At 41.1% G+C, this 17,633-nt stretch carries 21 protein-coding genes; 10 read left to right on the top strand and 11 right to left on the bottom strand.

The annotated features are described in order from the left end of the window. Window positions 1-12: 12 nt before the first annotated feature. Window positions 13-687 carry a lytic transglycosylase domain-containing protein gene (locus SOO65_RS07820; RefSeq protein WP_321399077.1) on the top strand — a complete coding sequence of 225 codons (675 nt, stop codon included), beginning with the start codon at window positions 13-15 and terminating at the stop codon, window positions 685-687. Here the strand turns inward: SOO65_RS07820 and SOO65_RS07815 are convergent. Next, window positions 684-965, bottom strand: a complete 282-nt coding sequence (locus tag SOO65_RS07815) for a hypothetical protein (RefSeq protein WP_321399075.1) — start codon at window positions 963-965, stop codon at window positions 684-686. The two genes, SOO65_RS07820 and SOO65_RS07815, sit on opposite strands and share 4 nt — an antisense overlap. Window positions 966-1,128: 163 nt before the next feature. Between SOO65_RS07815 and SOO65_RS07810 the strand changes: the two genes are divergently transcribed. Next, window positions 1,129-2,421, top strand: a complete 1,293-nt coding sequence (locus tag SOO65_RS07810; protein ID WP_321399073.1) for a flavin monoamine oxidase family protein — start codon at window positions 1,129-1,131, stop codon at window positions 2,419-2,421. On the opposite strand, the gene SOO65_RS07805 is transcribed toward SOO65_RS07810, so the two are convergent. Continuing rightward, window positions 2,398-3,336, bottom strand: coding sequence for a sigma-70 family RNA polymerase sigma factor (locus SOO65_RS07805; RefSeq protein WP_321399071.1), 939 nt, complete (start codon window positions 3,334-3,336; stop codon window positions 2,398-2,400). The two genes, SOO65_RS07810 and SOO65_RS07805, sit on opposite strands and share 24 nt — an antisense overlap. A 92-nt stretch (window positions 3,337-3,428) precedes the next feature. On the opposite strand from SOO65_RS07805, the gene SOO65_RS07800 reads away from it, so the two are divergent. Both SOO65_RS07800 and SOO65_RS07795 read left to right on the top strand, forming a co-directional pair. Continuing rightward, a complete protein-coding gene (locus SOO65_RS07800) occupies window positions 3,429-3,656 on the top strand; it encodes a DUF3606 domain-containing protein (protein ID WP_321399069.1) in 228 nt (75 codons plus the stop codon). 84 nt (window positions 3,657-3,740) lie between these two features. Next, on the top strand, window positions 3,741-4,211 hold the full coding sequence (locus tag SOO65_RS07795) for a carboxymuconolactone decarboxylase family protein (protein ID WP_321399067.1): 471 nt from the start codon (window positions 3,741-3,743) through the stop codon (window positions 4,209-4,211). Window positions 4,212-4,239: 28 nt separating this feature from the next. Here SOO65_RS07795 and SOO65_RS07790 read toward each other — a convergent pair whose 3' ends face one another. The 3 genes from SOO65_RS07790 to SOO65_RS07780 form a co-directional block, all read right to left on the bottom strand. Beyond that, window positions 4,240-4,884 (bottom strand): hypothetical protein, encoded by a 645-nt coding sequence (locus SOO65_RS07790; protein ID WP_321399065.1) that lies wholly within the window; start codon window positions 4,882-4,884, stop codon window positions 4,240-4,242. Continuing rightward, window positions 4,884-5,546: a hypothetical protein gene (locus tag SOO65_RS07785; protein WP_321399063.1), complete on the bottom strand. Its 663-nt coding sequence runs from the start codon at window positions 5,544-5,546 to the stop codon at window positions 4,884-4,886. Before SOO65_RS07785 ends, SOO65_RS07790 begins: the two co-directional genes overlap by 1 nt. 141 nt (window positions 5,547-5,687) lie before the next feature. After that, on the bottom strand, window positions 5,688-6,425 hold the full coding sequence (locus SOO65_RS07780) for an SDR family oxidoreductase (RefSeq protein ID WP_321399061.1): 738 nt from the start codon (window positions 6,423-6,425) through the stop codon (window positions 5,688-5,690). Window positions 6,426-6,546: 121 nt separating this feature from the next. Here SOO65_RS07780 and SOO65_RS07775 point away from each other — a divergent pair, with 121 nt between their 5' ends. Together SOO65_RS07775 and SOO65_RS07770 are read left to right on the top strand one after the other, a co-directional pair. After that, entirely contained in the window at window positions 6,547-7,092 is a 546-nt protein-coding gene (locus SOO65_RS07775; RefSeq protein ID WP_321399059.1) for a TetR/AcrR family transcriptional regulator, read from the top strand. A 5-nt stretch (window positions 7,093-7,097) separates the two neighbouring features. Next, a complete protein-coding gene (locus tag SOO65_RS07770) occupies window positions 7,098-7,640 on the top strand; it encodes a hypothetical protein (RefSeq protein ID WP_321399057.1) in 543 nt (180 codons plus the stop codon). Between the two features lie 23 nt (window positions 7,641-7,663). On the opposite strand, the gene SOO65_RS07765 is transcribed toward SOO65_RS07770, so the two are convergent. From SOO65_RS07765 to SOO65_RS07745, 5 genes are all read right to left on the bottom strand, one after another. Then, a complete protein-coding gene (locus SOO65_RS07765) occupies window positions 7,664-7,888 on the bottom strand; it encodes a hypothetical protein (RefSeq protein WP_321399055.1) in 225 nt (74 codons plus the stop codon). Between the two features lie 22 nt (window positions 7,889-7,910). Then, the gene (locus SOO65_RS07760) at window positions 7,911-8,372 is read right to left on the bottom strand and encodes a YaiI/YqxD family protein (protein WP_321399053.1); all 462 of its coding nucleotides are present in this window, start codon (window positions 8,370-8,372) and stop codon (window positions 7,911-7,913) included. 77 nt (window positions 8,373-8,449) lie between these two features. Continuing rightward, window positions 8,450-9,343, bottom strand: coding sequence for a hypothetical protein (locus SOO65_RS07755; protein WP_321399051.1), 894 nt, complete (start codon window positions 9,341-9,343; stop codon window positions 8,450-8,452). Next, window positions 9,340-11,097, bottom strand: coding sequence for an AAA family ATPase (locus tag SOO65_RS07750; RefSeq protein ID WP_321399049.1), 1,758 nt, complete (start codon window positions 11,095-11,097; stop codon window positions 9,340-9,342). The genes SOO65_RS07755 and SOO65_RS07750 overlap by 4 nt, the downstream gene beginning before the upstream one ends. A gap of 111 nt (window positions 11,098-11,208) precedes the next feature. Next, the gene (locus SOO65_RS07745; protein WP_321399047.1) at window positions 11,209-13,140 is read right to left on the bottom strand and encodes a methionine--tRNA ligase; all 1,932 of its coding nucleotides are present in this window, start codon (window positions 13,138-13,140) and stop codon (window positions 11,209-11,211) included. A gap of 138 nt (window positions 13,141-13,278) precedes the next feature. Here SOO65_RS07745 and SOO65_RS07740 point away from each other — a divergent pair, with 138 nt between their 5' ends. Genes SOO65_RS07740 through SOO65_RS07730 form a run of 3 tightly spaced genes read left to right on the top strand, consistent with a single transcriptional unit; the run spans window position 13,279 to window position 15,450 of the window. Continuing rightward, window positions 13,279-14,106 (top strand): signal peptidase II, encoded by an 828-nt coding sequence (locus SOO65_RS07740; RefSeq protein ID WP_321399045.1) that lies wholly within the window; start codon window positions 13,279-13,281, stop codon window positions 14,104-14,106. A 59-nt stretch (window positions 14,107-14,165) separates the two neighbouring features. Next, window positions 14,166-14,534 carry an ArsR/SmtB family transcription factor gene (locus SOO65_RS07735; RefSeq protein WP_321399043.1) on the top strand — a complete coding sequence of 123 codons (369 nt, stop codon included), beginning with the start codon at window positions 14,166-14,168 and terminating at the stop codon, window positions 14,532-14,534. Beyond that, entirely contained in the window at window positions 14,515-15,450 is a 936-nt protein-coding gene (locus tag SOO65_RS07730; RefSeq protein ID WP_321399041.1) for an SRPBCC domain-containing protein, read from the top strand. Before SOO65_RS07735 ends, SOO65_RS07730 begins: the two co-directional genes overlap by 20 nt. Before the next feature lie 37 nt (window positions 15,451-15,487). On the opposite strand, the gene SOO65_RS07725 is transcribed toward SOO65_RS07730, so the two are convergent. Next, the gene (locus tag SOO65_RS07725; RefSeq protein ID WP_321399039.1) at window positions 15,488-16,945 is read right to left on the bottom strand and encodes a M1 aminopeptidase family protein; all 1,458 of its coding nucleotides are present in this window, start codon (window positions 16,943-16,945) and stop codon (window positions 15,488-15,490) included. Between the two features lie 117 nt (window positions 16,946-17,062). On the opposite strand from SOO65_RS07725, the gene SOO65_RS07720 reads away from it, so the two are divergent. Continuing rightward, window positions 17,063-17,632 (top strand): hypothetical protein, encoded by a 570-nt coding sequence (locus tag SOO65_RS07720; RefSeq protein ID WP_321399037.1) that lies wholly within the window; start codon window positions 17,063-17,065, stop codon window positions 17,630-17,632. Window position 17,633 lies beyond the last annotated feature (1 nt).

Genomic DNA, 17,633 nt, shown 5'->3' with positions numbered 1-17,633 from the left:
TTAGATGATGTCATGAAGTATTTAGTTATTTGTGTCTTCCTGTTTGTAACTGAAGCGGCTGCTTCTCACAAAATAGTAAGAGATAACAAGATCACAAAAACCGAGGCACTTACTCTTGCTGAGAGGGCACAGAAGAACACCAAGTTTCCCATTGTGGTCAATGATCAGGTTTTAAAACAATTGAATCGTCTACTCGGCAAACCTTCTGGCCGAAAACATATGCAGGTCTGCTTTAAAAGAATGAAGACCTTCAAACCACTCATTAGTAAAAAGATCGCACGACACAAACTTCCTCAAGAGCTTCTCGCGGTTCCGTTGGTTGAATCAGGCTATCAAAATATTCATTCTGAACGAGGATGGGGATCAGGGCTTTGGATGTTCGTCAAACCAACCGCCAAGAGTTTTGGATTAAAAGTTAATGATCGAACAGATCAGCGTCTCAATGTGAAGCTTTCAACGGAAGCTGCTCTGAAGTATCTTAAGTCCAATCACAAGATGTTCAAGGACTGGCAGCTTGCCCTTCTCGCCTACAACATGGGTGAATATAGAACGAAGGCTGCGATAAAAAGTACAAAAACTCGCGATGCTTGGAAACTTATTAGAAAAGGTCATCACGGAGATAAGGAGTATCTCGCGAAGGTCATGGCTGTGGTGATTATTATGAAGAATCAGAATGTCTTAAATTAATTACAGTGATCTGGCTTCACCATAAACTCGCCCAGCGATTGCCCCTTCACATTCTCATAGCTGTAAACGATATTGGCCGAATAGTTTTTAAGAATCGCCTTCTGGCGCGAGTTCTTACAGATATTACTTAAAATCTGAGAACGAACCTTCGGTAGGGCCCAGTTATATTCTTTCTGATCAGCATTGATGAGAAACTGATATTTAAAATTATTATTTTCTACACTCGTGCGCATGAGCTTCGTCATATGATCATAGATCTCAGGTAGCTCCTTATTCATTTCCTTGGAAACTTCCTCCAACGTGGGTCGAGATTGTCCAAAAGAAGCCGTGCTCAATAATGCCATAGTGAGAAATAGTATTTTCATTTCATTGATATTACTCCTCCTCTAACTCTTCGCCAACTGGCCCGGCTCTTGCTCATTATTTTCCAGGAGAATACTTATGAATCAGACTAAAGTGATCATTATTGGAGCAGGTGCAGCAGGTCTAATGGCCGCCAGAGTTTTGAAAGAGCAAAGGGTTGATTTCATCATCCTCGAATCAACTCATCGCTTGGGTGGTAGAGCGAATACTTTGAAGAGTCATCCTCATATTGAGTATGGACCCGAATATCTCCATGGCGATACTCCCCTCACCGATAAACTGGTCGAACGCTTTGGTCTCACAACCTATGACGTGAAGTTTGATTATCATTACTTCAAAGATGGTGAAATGAGAGCGACTCCAGACTTTTGGGAGCGGCTTACTCACGTGATTGAGGATATTGATCTCAAGAACGATATTTCATTCTCAGATTACCTTCGTATGTATGATCAAAACTCCAAAATTGATCAAGATATGGCAAAAATCTTTGTTGAAGGGTTTGATGCTGCGGATTTGGATACGATTAGCTCTAAAGAGCTTCATGATATGAAAGATCAGGTCGCGGATCCAAAAGTAAGACGTCTCCGTAGGCTTTTAAATGGCTACGGTGAACTGATTGAAAATCTCGCTCAGGATCTTCTGCCTCACATCTATTTCTCCCACATCGTGGAAGAAATTGTCTGGAACCGGGACAAAGTCACTGTTCGAGGGGCCATTAAGGAAGAAGACATTCCCTTTGAGTTCTTTGGTGAGAAAGTGATTAACACAATGTCTGTGGGAGTTTTGAGAAACGTCTTCATTAGTCCGATGCCAGACCTCTTAAATCATTTCCTAGATCAAGTTGAAATGGGACAGGTGGTGAAGATGATCGGAGAATTTCACCCGGCGTTCTTCTATGCTTTTGAGGATCATTCCTTTCCATTCGTCGCCTCACCTGATTTAAACTTCAGTGCCTGGTGGTCGGCCTCTCCTCTTCACTTACCAATTGTAACAGCTTGGTGTGGAGGTGCGAGAGCGAGAAAATTGACTGCGATGACAGAGGATGAACGAAAAGAAGTTTACATTCAGGAACTTGCCAAGATCTCATCACTTTCTCCAGAGGAAGTGCGATGCCAGATTATTAATATTCATCACCACAACTGGGATGAAGATCCATCTTTCTTAGGTGCTTACTCTTATCCAAGAGTAAACTATAGAAGAATGGCAGAGATGGTAACGAGCTTTGAGAACACTCTCTACTTTGCGGGAGAGGCCTTCCATGAAGAGATGAGTGGAACCGTCGAAGGTGCTCTTCAATCAGGTAAGGAAGCGGCCGAAGAAATTGCGACCGCTTATGAAATGCAGAATTTAAGATTTGAGCAGAGCTTGTAATTTGTCCGGATTTCTTTGAGTAAAGATTCGGGCGATCTTCCCGTTTTCTACTTCCATCGTCATGATGGTTTCAAATCTCCATACCCCATCTTCATGTCGACGAGAAATCACGAGACCCGGTTTCTCGTTCACTATCTTTAGCTCCTGGCGAATGTTTTCGTTCTTAAAGATCGGAGCCGACCAGACCGCAGAGATAAATTTCGAAATGAACTGCGGATCGTAAACCACGACTTTCGAGGCCACAGAAACTTTACCGCCACCATCTGACCAGAACTCAGAATCAGAAGACAGCATGGCCATAAGCCCTTCTTTGTCTCCACGATTAGCGAGATCAAAGAACTTAGAAACCACAGATTCGTCTTCCTTGGTGTATGAACGATAGCGCTTCTCATTCTCCAGTGCCTTACGAGCGCGCTGGGCCGACTTCTTACAAGCGTCTTCTGACTTATTCATAAACTCAGCAATCTCTGAAAAAGAATAATCAAAGACCTCATTTAAAATGTAGATCATCCTCTCTTCAGGACTAAGCTTTTGAAGCAAGAGAAGAAACGAGGTTGACAGACTTTCGGTATAAAGAAGCTTTTTATCCGGGGCAACTCCATCGATAAGATTTCCCCAATACTGAAAACTATCAGGAACCGCATCCGGTAACCACGTGCCGTGATAAATTTCACGCTTTTTATACGCGACCTTCATATAGTCGAGTGACTTATTCGAAGTAATCTTCGTGAGCCACGACTTAGGATTATTCAATTCTTTTGGATTGATCGAAGCGCACTGAATGAAAGTATCTTGTACGATATCTTCCGATTCAGACAGGCTTCCCGTCATTCTGAAAGCGAACGAAATTAAATACGGTCTATATTGAATAAATAGACCTTCCCACTCTTTAAGATAGTTATTTGTATGTGCCATAAATCTAAGACGATTCTAGGCCCAAAAAAGGGACAAGTCCCTGCCAAATACCTGAATTTTGTTGGTACTCTGCAGGATAATATAATAGGAGCATGGCTATTAAAGTTGGAACCGGTGATTCAGGTGGATACTCTCCAGGCGCTTATTACAAGGCCTCCAAGCCCGCTGTGATCGATCCTAATGACAAGATCGCATTCGCGAATTGGTGTAATGTATTGGGTCTTACCGAGCGTGAACTTACTGAAGCGATTCGTGAGTTTGGGCCTCGGGTAAGAGACATTCGTCGAGGGCTTCGTGCTGATAAAGGCGAAGCGGCCTAATCGCCTTGTCCCTTTTTCAAATCTTATTTCGTCTTGTTGTTGAAAGCGGATGATTACCATCGCTCAAAACCAAAGGACGAATATATGTCACGTTTAAACTTCACAGCTGAAAGCCTTGATCTTGTAAAAAAACTAGCCGAGCTAGGACAAACTAAAACTTCAATTGATCCTACTATCAAAGCACTTATTGAGATCCGTGCTTCTCAAATGAATGGATGTACTTTCTGTGTTGATATGCACGTAAAAGAGGCCAAGATTCATGGAGAAAGAGAACTTCGTCTACATCACGTAGCTGTATGGCGTGAATCAAAACTCTTCACAGATAAAGAGCGTGCGGCGCTTGAGTGGACAGAACTTGTTACAAGACTTGCTCCTGGTGGAATTTCGGATCAGGATTATGAGAGAGCACTCACTCACCTATCAAAGAAAGAACTTTCAGACCTTACTTTCATGATTGGTACAATCAATGTGTGGAATCGTATTAACGTTGCTTTCCACGGCGTACCGGGAACTCTAGATAAAATGTATGGGCTAGAAAAAGCTGGTTTGAACTAAAACAAGAAGGCCCCTATGGGGCCTTACTTTATTTAAGACAATTCGTTAATTCAGCATCAAGACTTTGTCGAATAGATAACTGTTCTGCCAACCATGCATCTTTTGACCTTCCAGAGAAATAAAAGTGAGCACCACCATTCATAGCATCTGATGAGGCCTCTTCTGGAAACACACGTCCATTTTGGATGACTTGATTAAGAATAACAGCAAAGTCATTGTAGCGATGTCTTGCATAGTGACCGCTATCGACGACTTCTCTAAGTGAAGCGAAAGTCATATAAGCATGATCTTCAACTCTGCTGAAGGCAGAGCTACAAGACGGTCTTATGCCCTTAATACAGTCACCTAGAGATATTAAATTCGACTGAAGATTCGAGGCGTGATTTGAGGATTGAGCATAAAGACCTAATACCATTTCGTCGAAAGATTTCGCGTCCTGGGCCACGGCAATTCCTACCTCCGCTGGTACTTGGCCTCTAAAATAAGTCATTCGGAGAGAACCAATATATTTAACAAGCACATCACCGCGTGGGGTTTGTTTCACAGTCTCAGAATAAATCCCAGTGAACTTAGACCACAGGGCTTGAGACGCGGAATTCTCTGAAGGACAAACTGCTGCAAAAGACGAGAGACTTGATAGAGCTAGAATAAATACAACAATTAGTCTTTTCATTAGTTGCTCGAGTTCAAGCAATTATTCAGTGATTGGCTCAAATTGCTTCTTACTTTGGCATCTGCATCCACTTGATTCAAATATGAGTTGCGCAACGAGAATAAGTTTTGGGCCTTTTCAATTGTCATTTGAAAGTCTGACATCTGGGCCGATGCTCCTGAACGACTTAGTTTATTCAACTTTTCCCCAAGGGCGGCAAAATCATTTTTCAAATCCATACCGGAATGATGAATCGAATTAGCTTCCGTTAACTTATTTGTATCGTAGTTAATGAGTTCCATAGCGCTATCATGACAGTTTGTATTATTAGATCTATTTAGACATCCCAACATTTCAAAATTTGTATCAACAAGCTTTCTTCTAAGAGCAAGATTCTCATCAAGTTTATATTGAATTTCTCTTTCCAGTTGATTTGCTTGCTCGAGGACCACATTTCCATAGCCTTCAGGAACTGGCGCTTTGGTTGTTGCTTCACGGATCGCCAGAGAGATTTGAAGAACTCTATCAGCAGAACTTATTGTATTAAGGGCCATAGGCACTGATCTTCCATTGTACTCTGAGTAATTGCTTTCAATTCGAGTGGCCTCGACACCACAGATTCCTGCGAAAGTATTAGCACTTAAAGATAGTAGAGCGATCGAAGTGAATACGAGCGTTTTCATGGAGCTTCCTTTTTGTAGATGAAGAATATTTAGTCTGAAAAGCTACGTAATTCAATGATTTGAAGGCTAGATTGAAAAAGTTTCAGCTAGGATCTTAAGGTCCAAAAGGTAAGTAAGCCTTTTGGACCAAAATCATATTGTTTAAACCTGTCCAAACCCACCATCGGCCATAATCTCAGCACCAGCAAGATAACTTGAATCATCACTCGCTAAGAACAACGCCACTCTCGCCATTTCTTCCGGACGACCAAGTCTCTTAATCGGCAGACCAGCGGCCATTCCAGCTTTGTGTTCATCTGGCATTCCCATTTTACCGAAGATCGGAGTTTCAATTGGTCCAGGTGAAAGAACATTGAAACGAACTTGATCTACTGGAATTTCTGCTGTCCATGTACGAGCGAAGTTTCTCACAGCGGCTTTAGTTGCTGAGTAAACGCTCGAACCAACAAAGCCTTTGCTCGCTACCACAGAAGCGTTAAGTACAACTGTACTTCCCTTCGCTAAAATCGGTAGCGCCCTAGCGACAGTAAAGAAAACACCTTTCACGTTTGTATTGAACTGATTATCGAAAAAGTCTGGAGTGACTTCAGCAGTTGGAGCTGTTTGCGCGATACCGGCATTAGCAAAGATCACATCCAGCTTGCCATATTTTGATTTGATATGAGCATAAAGACGGTCCAGATCCTCAACCTTACTTACGTCGGTTTGAACCACATCAAAAACATTCCCGTATTCCTTTTTGGCCTTCTCGAACGTCTCATTTGAACGGGCCGTAATGATCACCTGAGCGCCCTCGTCCTTGTAGAGCTTGGCAGTCGCCAAACCAATCCCTGAGTTTCCACCTGTTACTAGAGCGACTTTGTTACTTAACTTAGACATATGTAAATCCTTTGAGTTGAGGTTCTCTTTTTCTGAACCGATTGGTTCAAAATATACACCTACCCTAATCCTTTGCAACTAAAATATTGAACCGAACGGTTTTTTATGTTATTTTAAGCACATGGGACGCACAAAACAATTCGACCGTACTGAAGTTCTAAAAGAGGCCATCCAGTTGTTCTGGAAAAAGGGCTACGCTGACACAAGTCTCTCCGACCTGGAGAAGGCCACTGGTGTTAACAAGTCTGGGCTGTATTCGGAGTTTAAGGATAAGGACGATATCTTTCTTGAGGCATTGAAGCTGTATCGTGAGACGCATCCTGGATACGCGGTTCTTGAGAATGAACCATTCGGTTGGCACAACATCGAAAATTTCTTTAAGGCCAATATGACCTGCAAAGGCCAGAAAGGTTGTTTCCTTTCAAATACGACTCGTGAGTATTCGATCATTCCTCAGAAGGTTAAGAATCTCATGGAGGAGAATTCTGTTCATATCTATGAACTACTGCTTAAAAATATCAAAGCGACTGGGACGAAGAAAGATCCCGATCTACTTGCAAAGATGATTATGACTTATGCAGGTGGAGCAAGTTTAAAACTCAATGCTATGAAACCAGAGGCGTTGGAAGCTGAAACGAAGGCGTTTTTGGAGATGCTGAAGAATTAACTACTATGGACCAAAATTACGTAACAGAACTTTTAAAATTAAAAAGTAATGGGAACGCAAAATTTTCAGATGTTTTCGTAAATCAAATTGAAGATTTTCTATGGGGACGCAAATTTAATATATTTCAGATAACAGACGTTATTGAGCGTATTGAGAATGGTAAGCTCAAATCAATAAAAGGCATCAGGCAATTCAAGAAAGAGCCATTAAAAGGATATTCTTACGCTCACTGGACGGATGCTAGATTTATTGCCCAGAACTTACTTAATCACTGGTCGAAAAATGATCTGAAAGAAAAGATTAAAAAGGTATGCGAGGACAATGGATTAAAGCCAGGTGATCCTATTTCACCTAAACTCCTGAATCCGCTAACCTATATGGCTGTACAAGAGGCCTATTTTGATCGGAGTAATGCTAATGAAATGACTGGCGAATGGATTATCTTCGAAAATAGAGGTGGAGTGAATCATTATCTAACAATCGCATTCCATACAGAACGGGACCACGTCATAAAAGAAAGAATTGATTTAGCGAAATTCGATCATTAGATATTAAATCTGGTAAGAAGGTATTACTTCCCAGCTTCTAAGATATTCTTATGACGAAGATCTTTGATCTCAATATGAACTTGATTAGTTCTTTGAGAATTCACACGCCATGTTTCTCTTTGCTCAGGCGTAAGTCCGCCTTTGTTTTTAGCAAAGTCTTTGTGTTCGGCCTTAAGCACTTCCAGCTCTTTCTTTAGAGCTTCCATCTTTGCCTTATCTTCTTTACTTAAATATTTAGCGTCTTCCATAGGTGGTCCTTTTTCCGGGATACTACACAGATTTCCGCTTAATGGCCTGAATTATTCGATCTAAAGACCCTAGAAATGCCGATCGATCCCTCTTCTCAAAAGGAGGAGGCCCGCCTTTCATCTCGCCAAGCTCCCGTAAATGCTTCATGAGTTCCCGGGTGGCCATGGCATCACCAATCATGTCCTCGGTGAACTCCTCTCCTCGGACGTTCAGTGCCTTGGCAGACTTCTTCAGGCATCTGTCGGCCAACGGAATGTCAGCGGTAATACAGATATCGTTTGCCTGGATATTTTCAGCAATCCAATTGTCTGCCTCGTCAGGTCCTTGAGACACGACTTGCATAGAGACTAAAGGGTGCAAGGGAATATTGATGGCTTTGTTCGCCACCACGATAACTGGGATTTGATAGCGGAAGGCTACCTTGTAGGTTTCTTCTTTAACAGGGCAGCCGTCACCGTCGATATAGATTTTTATAAATACCATTTTAAGAGTTTACTCCACAAAATCGAGAAGTTGAATGAACTTCCAGACAGTTAAAGACTCTATAATCATATTCAGCTTTAATCTGATATATCGTTACCATGAAATATTTTGAGAATATCATATTTAAATTTAGATAATGGTTTTGTATAGAAACGATTTTTATCTAGAACTGTATCGTGAACTATCTCTAAGGCTTCCCTTTTACTAAATATTCTATCTAAGCTCTTGAAATAGTCTTCCGGATTCTCTTGAATCTTAAGTAAAAGATTATTTAAATTAGATTTATTTTTGGAATAGTTCCCTTTTAAATCCAGCACCTTTTCATTAACAGTCATTGAACCTTGAACTGTAAGAAGAATTTCAAGTGATGATAAATCTCCTGCAACTCCACTAAAACTAAAATTCGATAAATCACATAAATCAATTGAGCAATGTGGAGATGCATCTAGAGACTTCATATGTTTTATTAGATTGCAAGAAGAACATGCTGGCACTAAATTGAAAAATGAAAGTGCAAAAAATGGATACTTATCTTTGTCAAAAAAATGGTCTAGTTGAGATGAGCGTGCCCTAATATTTTGTCGATTTTCAATTTGAGTTTTATTGCAGTAAGGACAAGTTAATTCCTCAATCCTACCAACGAATTCAAAGGCTGTAATTCTATCTTTCTTGGAAGAATCGCCAATCCCCCCACGACTTTTAGCAAATTTAAGATAAGTCTCTTTAATATCGACGATATAATCTGGAACTGATTTTTTATTTGAATCCCATGCATTCTTTATTCTCAGGAGTTCTTCATGACTACATACTAAAATTTCTTCAAAACTCTTTTGAAAGTTTTTATTAGTCCATGTATTTATTAGACTCCAAAGATTTGAATTCCCCCAAAGATATCTATCATACTCTTTTTTAATGTACTCTAAATACCAATCAATATTTACATTTTGGTTAGGGATTTTCAGATTAATCACTGAATCTGATCCATCTTGTTTTCTACTAACCCTTGTAACCCTTTCTGGATAACAGGATCTCCAATCTTTGAAATTAACTGCTGAAAATATTGAACATTATCAGTGCTGAGAATTTCGTTTAAGTCCCTAACTATCTTCTTGATAGCGAGACTCGCCAGCTCTCCTTTTGGATTAGTGGTTACAAATTCTTCACGGTATAGCTGATATATATTAGCACCAAAGGTATGTTTACGAGCAGATTTCACTTTATAAGGTTTTACGCTATCATCAATTAGATATACATCCTCCTTGAATAAGTCAGAGATCATAAGCGGTGAATGAGTCGTCAGAATTAAGGAGATCAGCTTCAGATGAGGATGTTGTTTTTTGAACACCATAAAGAATATCGACAATTCGTGCAGAAAGGTTCTTTGCCATTCGGGATGTAAATAGATATCAGCTTCATCTAAAAGTAATAGCAAACTTTCCCATTGAGAATCACCTATTGCATTGTAGATTCTTGAATATAAATTCATCTTAGCGACTTGCCCACTACTTACACCTTGCCATCCAATCTCGAATCCATACTTCATCAAATTTGATCTCCGTATGTTTGAAATTATCTCTAATGCTTGTGTCGACTTAGAAGGCGGATAAAATAATGGGAATTGAGGACTCTTAACATTAACTGAATCTAAAATTTGATGTAAGACATCGCAGTCTTTTGCTATTGTGCGATCTCTGTATGATCTATTGTCGATACTTTTTGAAAATTTTAATACCTTAAGTGCCCATCTCCTAAAGTTATCAGTATCCATAAGTTCAAAAAACATATCAATTGTGGTTAATTGCTTATCTGCAACCGCTTCATAAGGATGTGTCTCCTTGAGGAAGAAATTTGATGTTAGAAACCTCATGGCCAATGACAGACTCGATTGATCATAAAAATCACTCTGATGATAATATGAATGCATAGCTTCAGCTTTATCTATAAAGACTGTATCCAACGCAGAACGAACTTTATAAATATCTCTTTCTTTAATTTGATCCTCTATTAAATCCAAAATCAAAGAATCATCATTAGCCATTTCACTTAGTTTTCTAAAAAAGTACTGGCGAGTATCCTGATCTCTAAGGAAATCCGGTTCGAGCATCACTCTAAGAATTCTTCTTTTAAGGACTTGTATGTCTGGCAATTTAAGGTCCACTTTTAAATACTTATCGAAACCCAAAATTTCTCGAGCGAACTTCCCCATTCCATCGAAAAAATTAAATTGTTTCTGAAAGTCAATCTCTCTATTTTTCTCTCTCTTAAATGAGTATTCCCTGTCATTTGAGATGTTCTTAAAAAACTTTTTTTTCGGATTAAGAGAAAATGAATGTGGATTATAAACGGGTGAGTAATAAATTACCCCAGCTCCTCGAAAAATATCAATTTCTTTAAATCTATTAATCTTTTTCCCACCGAAATAAAAATCCTTCCGGCCTAATCCTACTGAGAAAAATTCACCGTGATTTTGTACGACTAAAACACCATCAACTAGATCTTCATTTCCACACAAGATTGCAGAAACAGCTTCCATAACTGAAGTTTTGCCTGCACCATTTTTGCCTACAAATGCAGTAATATCTTGAAACTCACCATAAACGTGAAATTCAGACTCTCTTTCTTTGATTACACAATCATTGGTGACGCTGTATCTGGAAGAAAACGTAATTAGAGATTTTTCTAGAGTTTTATATTTGTTAATCCATAAACATATTGGTCTTAACATAAATCCTTCCTTGGCTTTAGATAAGTTTAAGAAAATAATTCAGAAGAATCGACTCAAGAAATCTTATTAAAAAATGTAAAGCCACCCAAAGGTAGTTCGGAATTTTTAAACCTAATCGACTTGTACCCCTTCCACACTTGGAAAGTACGTCCCCTTCTGCCCAATCACATGCCCGGCTGGAATCCCCGTCCCCAACTCATCCACTGACCAAACAGTCTCTGGAAGGTTCAAGCTCACGCGAACTCTTTCCATCGTCTGAGGCGCAAACGGGTACAACATAATCATAAGGTTCTTCAGAATATAGAAGCTTGTATAAAGCCCATCTTTACGGCCCTCAAGGTCTGCACGATCATCATGCGGCTTATACTGAACAAAGAACGAGTTAATCAAACGAGCGTAGTTCTCGATCTGGCCCAGAAGTGTGAGGTGTTCACCCTTCTCCATGTTCTTAAGATAAAGCTGAACGATCTTCATCGTTTCTTTTTCGGCTTTCTCAAGAAGTTTCCCATCAGGAACTTTACCATCAAAGCGCGAATGAACAGCCGAAATTGGCTTCTCAATCGCCGCATTCATTGGTCCAGCCAAGAACTTGTTTCTCTCTTTAAACGTTTCAAATTCAAAGTTAGACGGCTTCTCAGCAATACCAAGAGTCGATAGGAAGTAACGAACTTGATCTGGGTCAAACCCCATTTCATTCGTTAGTTGATCGGCCGAATAGAAGTTACCACGCGACTTACTCATCTTCTCTCCATCCACCATAAGGTGGAACACTGAGAAGATATCAGTCAGCTGATACTCTCCAAGAACAGGCTGCCTATTTGGATCAGCTTGCGTACCAAACCACATTGCCCCTTGCATAAGAACGTAGAAGTAAACGTTATCTTGTCCAAGGAACTGGAACACACGCGAATCAGACTCAGTCCAGAAGCGTTTCCACTCATCAGGGCCTTTGCCTTTATTTTTTAGAGCAACTTTTGAGAATGAAATCGGAGCAATCAAAGAATCCGGCCACACGTAAAGTGTTTTGCCTTCCATCTCTGGATCAATCTCTTTCGGCACAGGAATACCCCAAACCACATCACGAGTAATCGATCTGTGGGCCCAGCCATCCATCACTTCAACCGGAATCTCCTGCACGGTCATCATGTTCATGCCATTGATGAAGTCTTCCTTGTTCTCAAACTGAACAACAACTTTCTTCCCTGGAGCATAACGAGACTTATGCTTCGGAAGATTCGCTTTCATTTCTTTGTAAGCTGGCTCATGAATATTATCAAATTGGAACGCAGGCAATACTGTGTCCATCACTTGATTGATAACACCCTTTCTCCACTTGTTCTGCTTCGACTTAAGCCACTCAACCAATTGGTCTTGAACCTTCGTCATATCCATCCACAAGTGAGCCGTAGGTTTAAGCTCTGGAGTTGCACCACTAAGCGCCGACTTAGGATTCAAAAGTTGTGACGGATCATACTCCATGCCACACACTTCACAGTTATCAGAATAAGCACTTTCATTTGTACAATTTGGATTCGGACACTTTCCTGTCACGTTACGATCTTGAAGGAAGCGATTGATCTTTGGATCGTACCACTGATTCGTCGTCTTCTTTTCAAGCAGACCGTTCTTCCACATCTTGCGCATGAAATCCTGAGAAGTCTCTGCGTGAATCGGATAACAATCTGGTTGAGAAGTTCCTGAGAAAATATCGTAAGAGATACCGTAACGAGTGATCGTTTGAACTTGCTTGTCGTGAATCTCATCGATGAATTCACGAACACCTTTACCGGCCTTCACTGCAGATGATTCAGAAGTTGAACCGTGATCATCGTTCCCTGATACGAAAAGCACATTGTCTTTGCCAATAAGCATTCTCATATAACGGGCCATGATATCCGGTGGAACAATCGCACCGGCCAAGTGACCTAGGTGAAGAGGACCGTTCGCATATGGCATACCTCCTGTGATGACCGCAGTTTTTGGGCGGCTAGCACGTTCGAGGACTTCTTTAACATTCTGAGGGGGAGTAAATGGTTTATTCATGGGGTCTATTGTAAACAATTCGAAACAGGCAGACATCAAAAAACCGGTTAATGCAGAGTGATTCGCCGAGTAAACCAGTCAAGCAGTGCATACTTTGATATTCAACAAGTACCGCCATTCTACCGATAGGGTAAGTAAATGAAATTCATGTTGTTTTTACTACCTCTAATTCTTGTCTGGTCACTGGATTACGCTACGAAATCCTGGGCGCTCTCACTCGTAAAGTCTTTTGAATTGGGCCTCGTAAAATTTGAATTGGTCTATAACCACGGAATCATTCTTGGTTGGCTTTCGGACGTTCCACTCACCATCAAGAAAACTGTCCTCACAACATTTGCGGCCCTCATTGTGAGTGCCTACGTTCTGATACTAGTTATTGTTCCAATGAAATCGAAGAACCTTCAAGTGGGTCTCTCGATTTTAGTTGGAGGCATTCTAGGAAACGTGACGGATCGATTGTTTGGTTTTGCAGTCGTTGATTTTTTCTCATTTAACTTCGGGAGTTTCCAAACACCATTCTATAACGTCGCCGATCTTTGTCAGTGGATTGGTTATGCACTCATCGCTCTTGGGCTCTATCAAGATTCACAATTCTATTGGCCCACTAAGGATTATCGAAATAATTATCTCGTGAATCCGAGTTTTCAAGCTCGCTGTGGCCTCCTCCTGGGACTTCTGAACCTTATTGTGGGCTCAATCTTCCTGGTCTTCGGTCTGACCTTCTTCATTGAGCATTCATTCAGAGTTCACTACCTCGTATGTGGCGCTCTCATTCTTCTTCTCGTGACCATTGTTGGTTTTGTAACAGGCATTATTTTGTCTCACCGGATCGCGGGCCCAATATATGCCTTACAAAAAAACATCAATGAAAGTCTTTTGGGCAAGAAGGCCCCCCTCAAGCTTAGAAAAAACGATGAGTTAAAAGAGCTAGAAGAAATCCATCATAAAATTTACGACCGCCTCTAGACCCCGCCCTTTTTTTGCCTTATATTTAACTTATTGGTTAATTAACCGAAAGGTTTAATATGCAAGATGAATTAAGTTCAACATTCGCCGCTCTCGCTGATCCCACTCGCAGGGCCATGTTGGCACAGCTCTCAAAGGGCGAGGCGAACGTATCAGATTTAGCAAAACCATTCTTAAAAGACATGAGTCTTCCGGCCGTCACCAAGCACCTAAAAGTTTTGGAAAAGGCAGGACTTGTAACCAAGACCAAGGACGCTCAATACCGCTCTTGTAAGATCAACCCCACTCCGCTGAAAGACGCCACAGATTGGATTGAAGAATTCCGTGCCGCTTGGGAAGAGAGTTTTGATCGTCTCGATGAATACTTAAAAGAAATTCAAGGTAAGAATAAAACCAAAGGAAAATCCCATGGCCGCAAAACCAAATGAACTAGAAATTGTTCGCGTTTACGATGCTCCTGTAAAACTTGTTTGGGAAGCATTCACTGATCTCAAGCATCAGGTGAACTGGTGGGGACCTCGTGGTTTTACCATTACGACAAAGAGTAAAGATCTTCGCCCAGGTGGAAAATGGATTTATACCATGCACGGACCAGATGGCGTGGATTATCCGAATATTGCTACTTATCACGAAGTCGTTCCTTACGAGCGTCTCGTTTATGATCATGGTGGAAATGAAGAGCGCCAAAAACTCTTCACGGTAACAGTTACTTTTAAAGAAGAGCTGGGAAAAACCATTATGGTGATGCTCATGGCCCTTGATACTCCAGAGGCCGCGAAAGAGATCAAGAAATTTATTAAGATTGCTAACGGCAACTCTACTTGGGACCGACTTGGCGAATACCTTGAACATGAAATCACTGGTAAAGATCCATTCATTATCAACCGCACCTTCGATGCACCTCAGGCAAAAGTTTTTGAGATGTGGACAGATGTGAAACATCTTTCGAAATGGCTTCCGCCTAAGGGCTTTAATATGGAGCTTATCAGCGGAGATATCAAAACTGGTAAGACGGCTTTCTATTCAATGTCGAATGGTGAGTTTACGATGTATGGAAAGTCTCACTATCTGGATATTAATCCCATCACTCGCATTATGTTCACGCAAGAGTTCGCGGATAAAGATGGTAATCCGGCCAAACATCCAGGTGCTCCAACTTGGCCTTCTCAAATGATCAGCACTGTTGAGTTCGCGACTGAAGGTCCGAACTTAACACGCGTAACTCTTAAGACAGAAGTTCATGGCCAGGCGACGGCTGAAGAAAGAAAAGCCTTCCATGATGAGAAGTCAGGCATGATGATGGGCTGGACAGGATCGTTTGATAAATTAGAAGAGCTAATCTAAAAATAAAAGAAGGGAGCCAAGCAGGCTCCCTCTTTTTTTATCTAAGTCTTAAAATCTCTTCTTCAGTTAAAGGTGTCGGATGTTTTGAGGCCCCATTTGTAACTCCAGACTCTGAAATCGTCGCACTCTTAAGTGCAATCTCTGCAGAATTCCCTGTCACGTAACGCTCTTGAAACGCAGTAAGATCCATCCCTGTTTTACTCTCCAGAAACATCCAGAAAAGTTCATTCGTGATCACACTGTGTTTGTAGTTTGCATGAAGAGCTTTCAGCACAGGCTTAAGTCCACCAATGTTCGCAAACTGACGATCAAGTTCAGCATAAAGCGCTCGACCATCTACGTACACGTTTGATGGCGTACTCTTACGAAACACTGAATAGTTCGCGAGATTCGTTGCCGTACGATTTAGTGTCGAAGAAGCACGCGTATAACCGTAGTCTCTCCATGAAGCAGTCGCCTCATCGATCCAACCACTTCTTCCATCGGCAGGAATCATACTTCTAGCAAACCAAGAGTGAAGAAGTTCGTGGTCAATCGAAGCCACACTTGTGATCGTTGCCGCCACATACTCCATTCCCCCACTTCGATCATTCATGTAGGCCAGGAATTTTGTATGCGGATAAGGTCCATAATCCCCTTCCAGTTCTTTGAAGAGTCCAGGAAGTTGCGCCGCCGCTGTATCAACCAGAGATTGAGTTACACCGTACACTTCGATTGGGATATCTCTTTCTAGTCCTTTGTATGTAAGTGTCTTCGAAGGAAGAGACTGGTTTGTTAAGTGCACATAGAAAGAGGACTTGCTGTAATAATCCGGGAAAACAATTTTCCAGGCCGATTGCTCGGAAGAAGTGATTTCTCCATTGGTTCTAAGTTTATGGGAAGAAGTACTATTAGTGACTTTGAGATTCAGAGTCATTGCAAACTGATCTTCTTCAAAACCAGTTGGTCCCCAGTACTCAAAGAACTTTCCGTTAAGGTCCGTCATATCAGTTAGGAAGCGAACACCGCCGCCAGTGAAAGTCACACGACCTGTAGGAAGAGTGTAATCAAATTCCACCACGTGATTGGCATCACTCGATACAGATTCATTCACTGATTTATAAGTCTGACTCTGGCCATCTGGATCTGTAATGTTCGTTACATCAGATGAAGCACCGTCGATTTTTACATTCGTTACAGTTCCTTGAAGTTCAAAATAAGGACGTCCTTCTTTTTTCGTATTGAAGTTGATCACGCTGTGCCCTTTAACCGTCTGAGCTACTGGATCAAAAGTCATGGTTAATTCTTGCGAGATGAGATTCATCGGAACGTGAGTCACACTACTTTTAGTAATGACTTTATCATCAAACCCTTGAGGGAATTCATCTGGTGTCGTTGGTGTTACTGCTGGATTGTCACTATTAGTCGCTTGTTCTGCCGAAGAAGAGCCGCCGCCGCCTCCGCCACAGCTCACGAGACTTAGTAACAAAAATGATAGAGGTAAAAGTTTAGTCATTCTGTCGTTTCTCATTGATAGTGGTTGATATTGGAGTAGGTAAAATATGCCTTAGATGTTGAGAGATTGTGGAAATTCATATTCCTAAACGATTTATTCACGTCTAAAATCATTTATATGAAAAAAATTTTTACCATCCTGACACTGCTGACTGCTACTTCATTCTCTTTCGCGAAAGATTGCTCCTTTCGTAAAGTCGATCTTACAAAGCGAGAAGGAACGACAGGCATTTATAAAATCAGCGACAAAATCGCTCTCGAGTTACTTGAAGAAGTGGAAGGTCCAGTCTGGGTCGTCTTGAATGGGACGAGGAAGTGCAAAATCGATGGCGGAAATTTTTCGGGATTCTATCTCTCAGATTCAAAAAAATACGTCATGACTTCTGAATATAGTGGTTCTTGCGGTGAAAATCGAATCTTCGACATTAATACCTGTAAGATTCACTCCGTGAAGGCCGATTATTGTGGAAGTGCTGAGGTTATTGGAAGCAAGGTCATAATTAAACCCGCCTGCGAACCAACGGAAAAAGGAAAGGCCTTTTGTTCTTCCGCCAAGGTCTACACCATTACAGGTGCTGACTGCATTCTGAAGTTAGATGAAAAAGCCTCTAAAGCTCTGACAAAGAAAGAACTAGGCGTTGAACTTCCTTTTGATAAAGGGATGACCGTTACTTATCCGAGGAAATAGT

The sequence above is a fragment of the Peredibacter starrii genome, assembly GCF_034259205.1.
Taxonomy (GTDB): Bacteria; Bdellovibrionota; Bacteriovoracia; order Bacteriovoracales; family Bacteriovoracaceae; genus Peredibacter; species Peredibacter starrii.
Note: the sequence above shows the minus strand (reverse complement) of the source record. Positions and strands in the feature narration are given on the sequence as shown.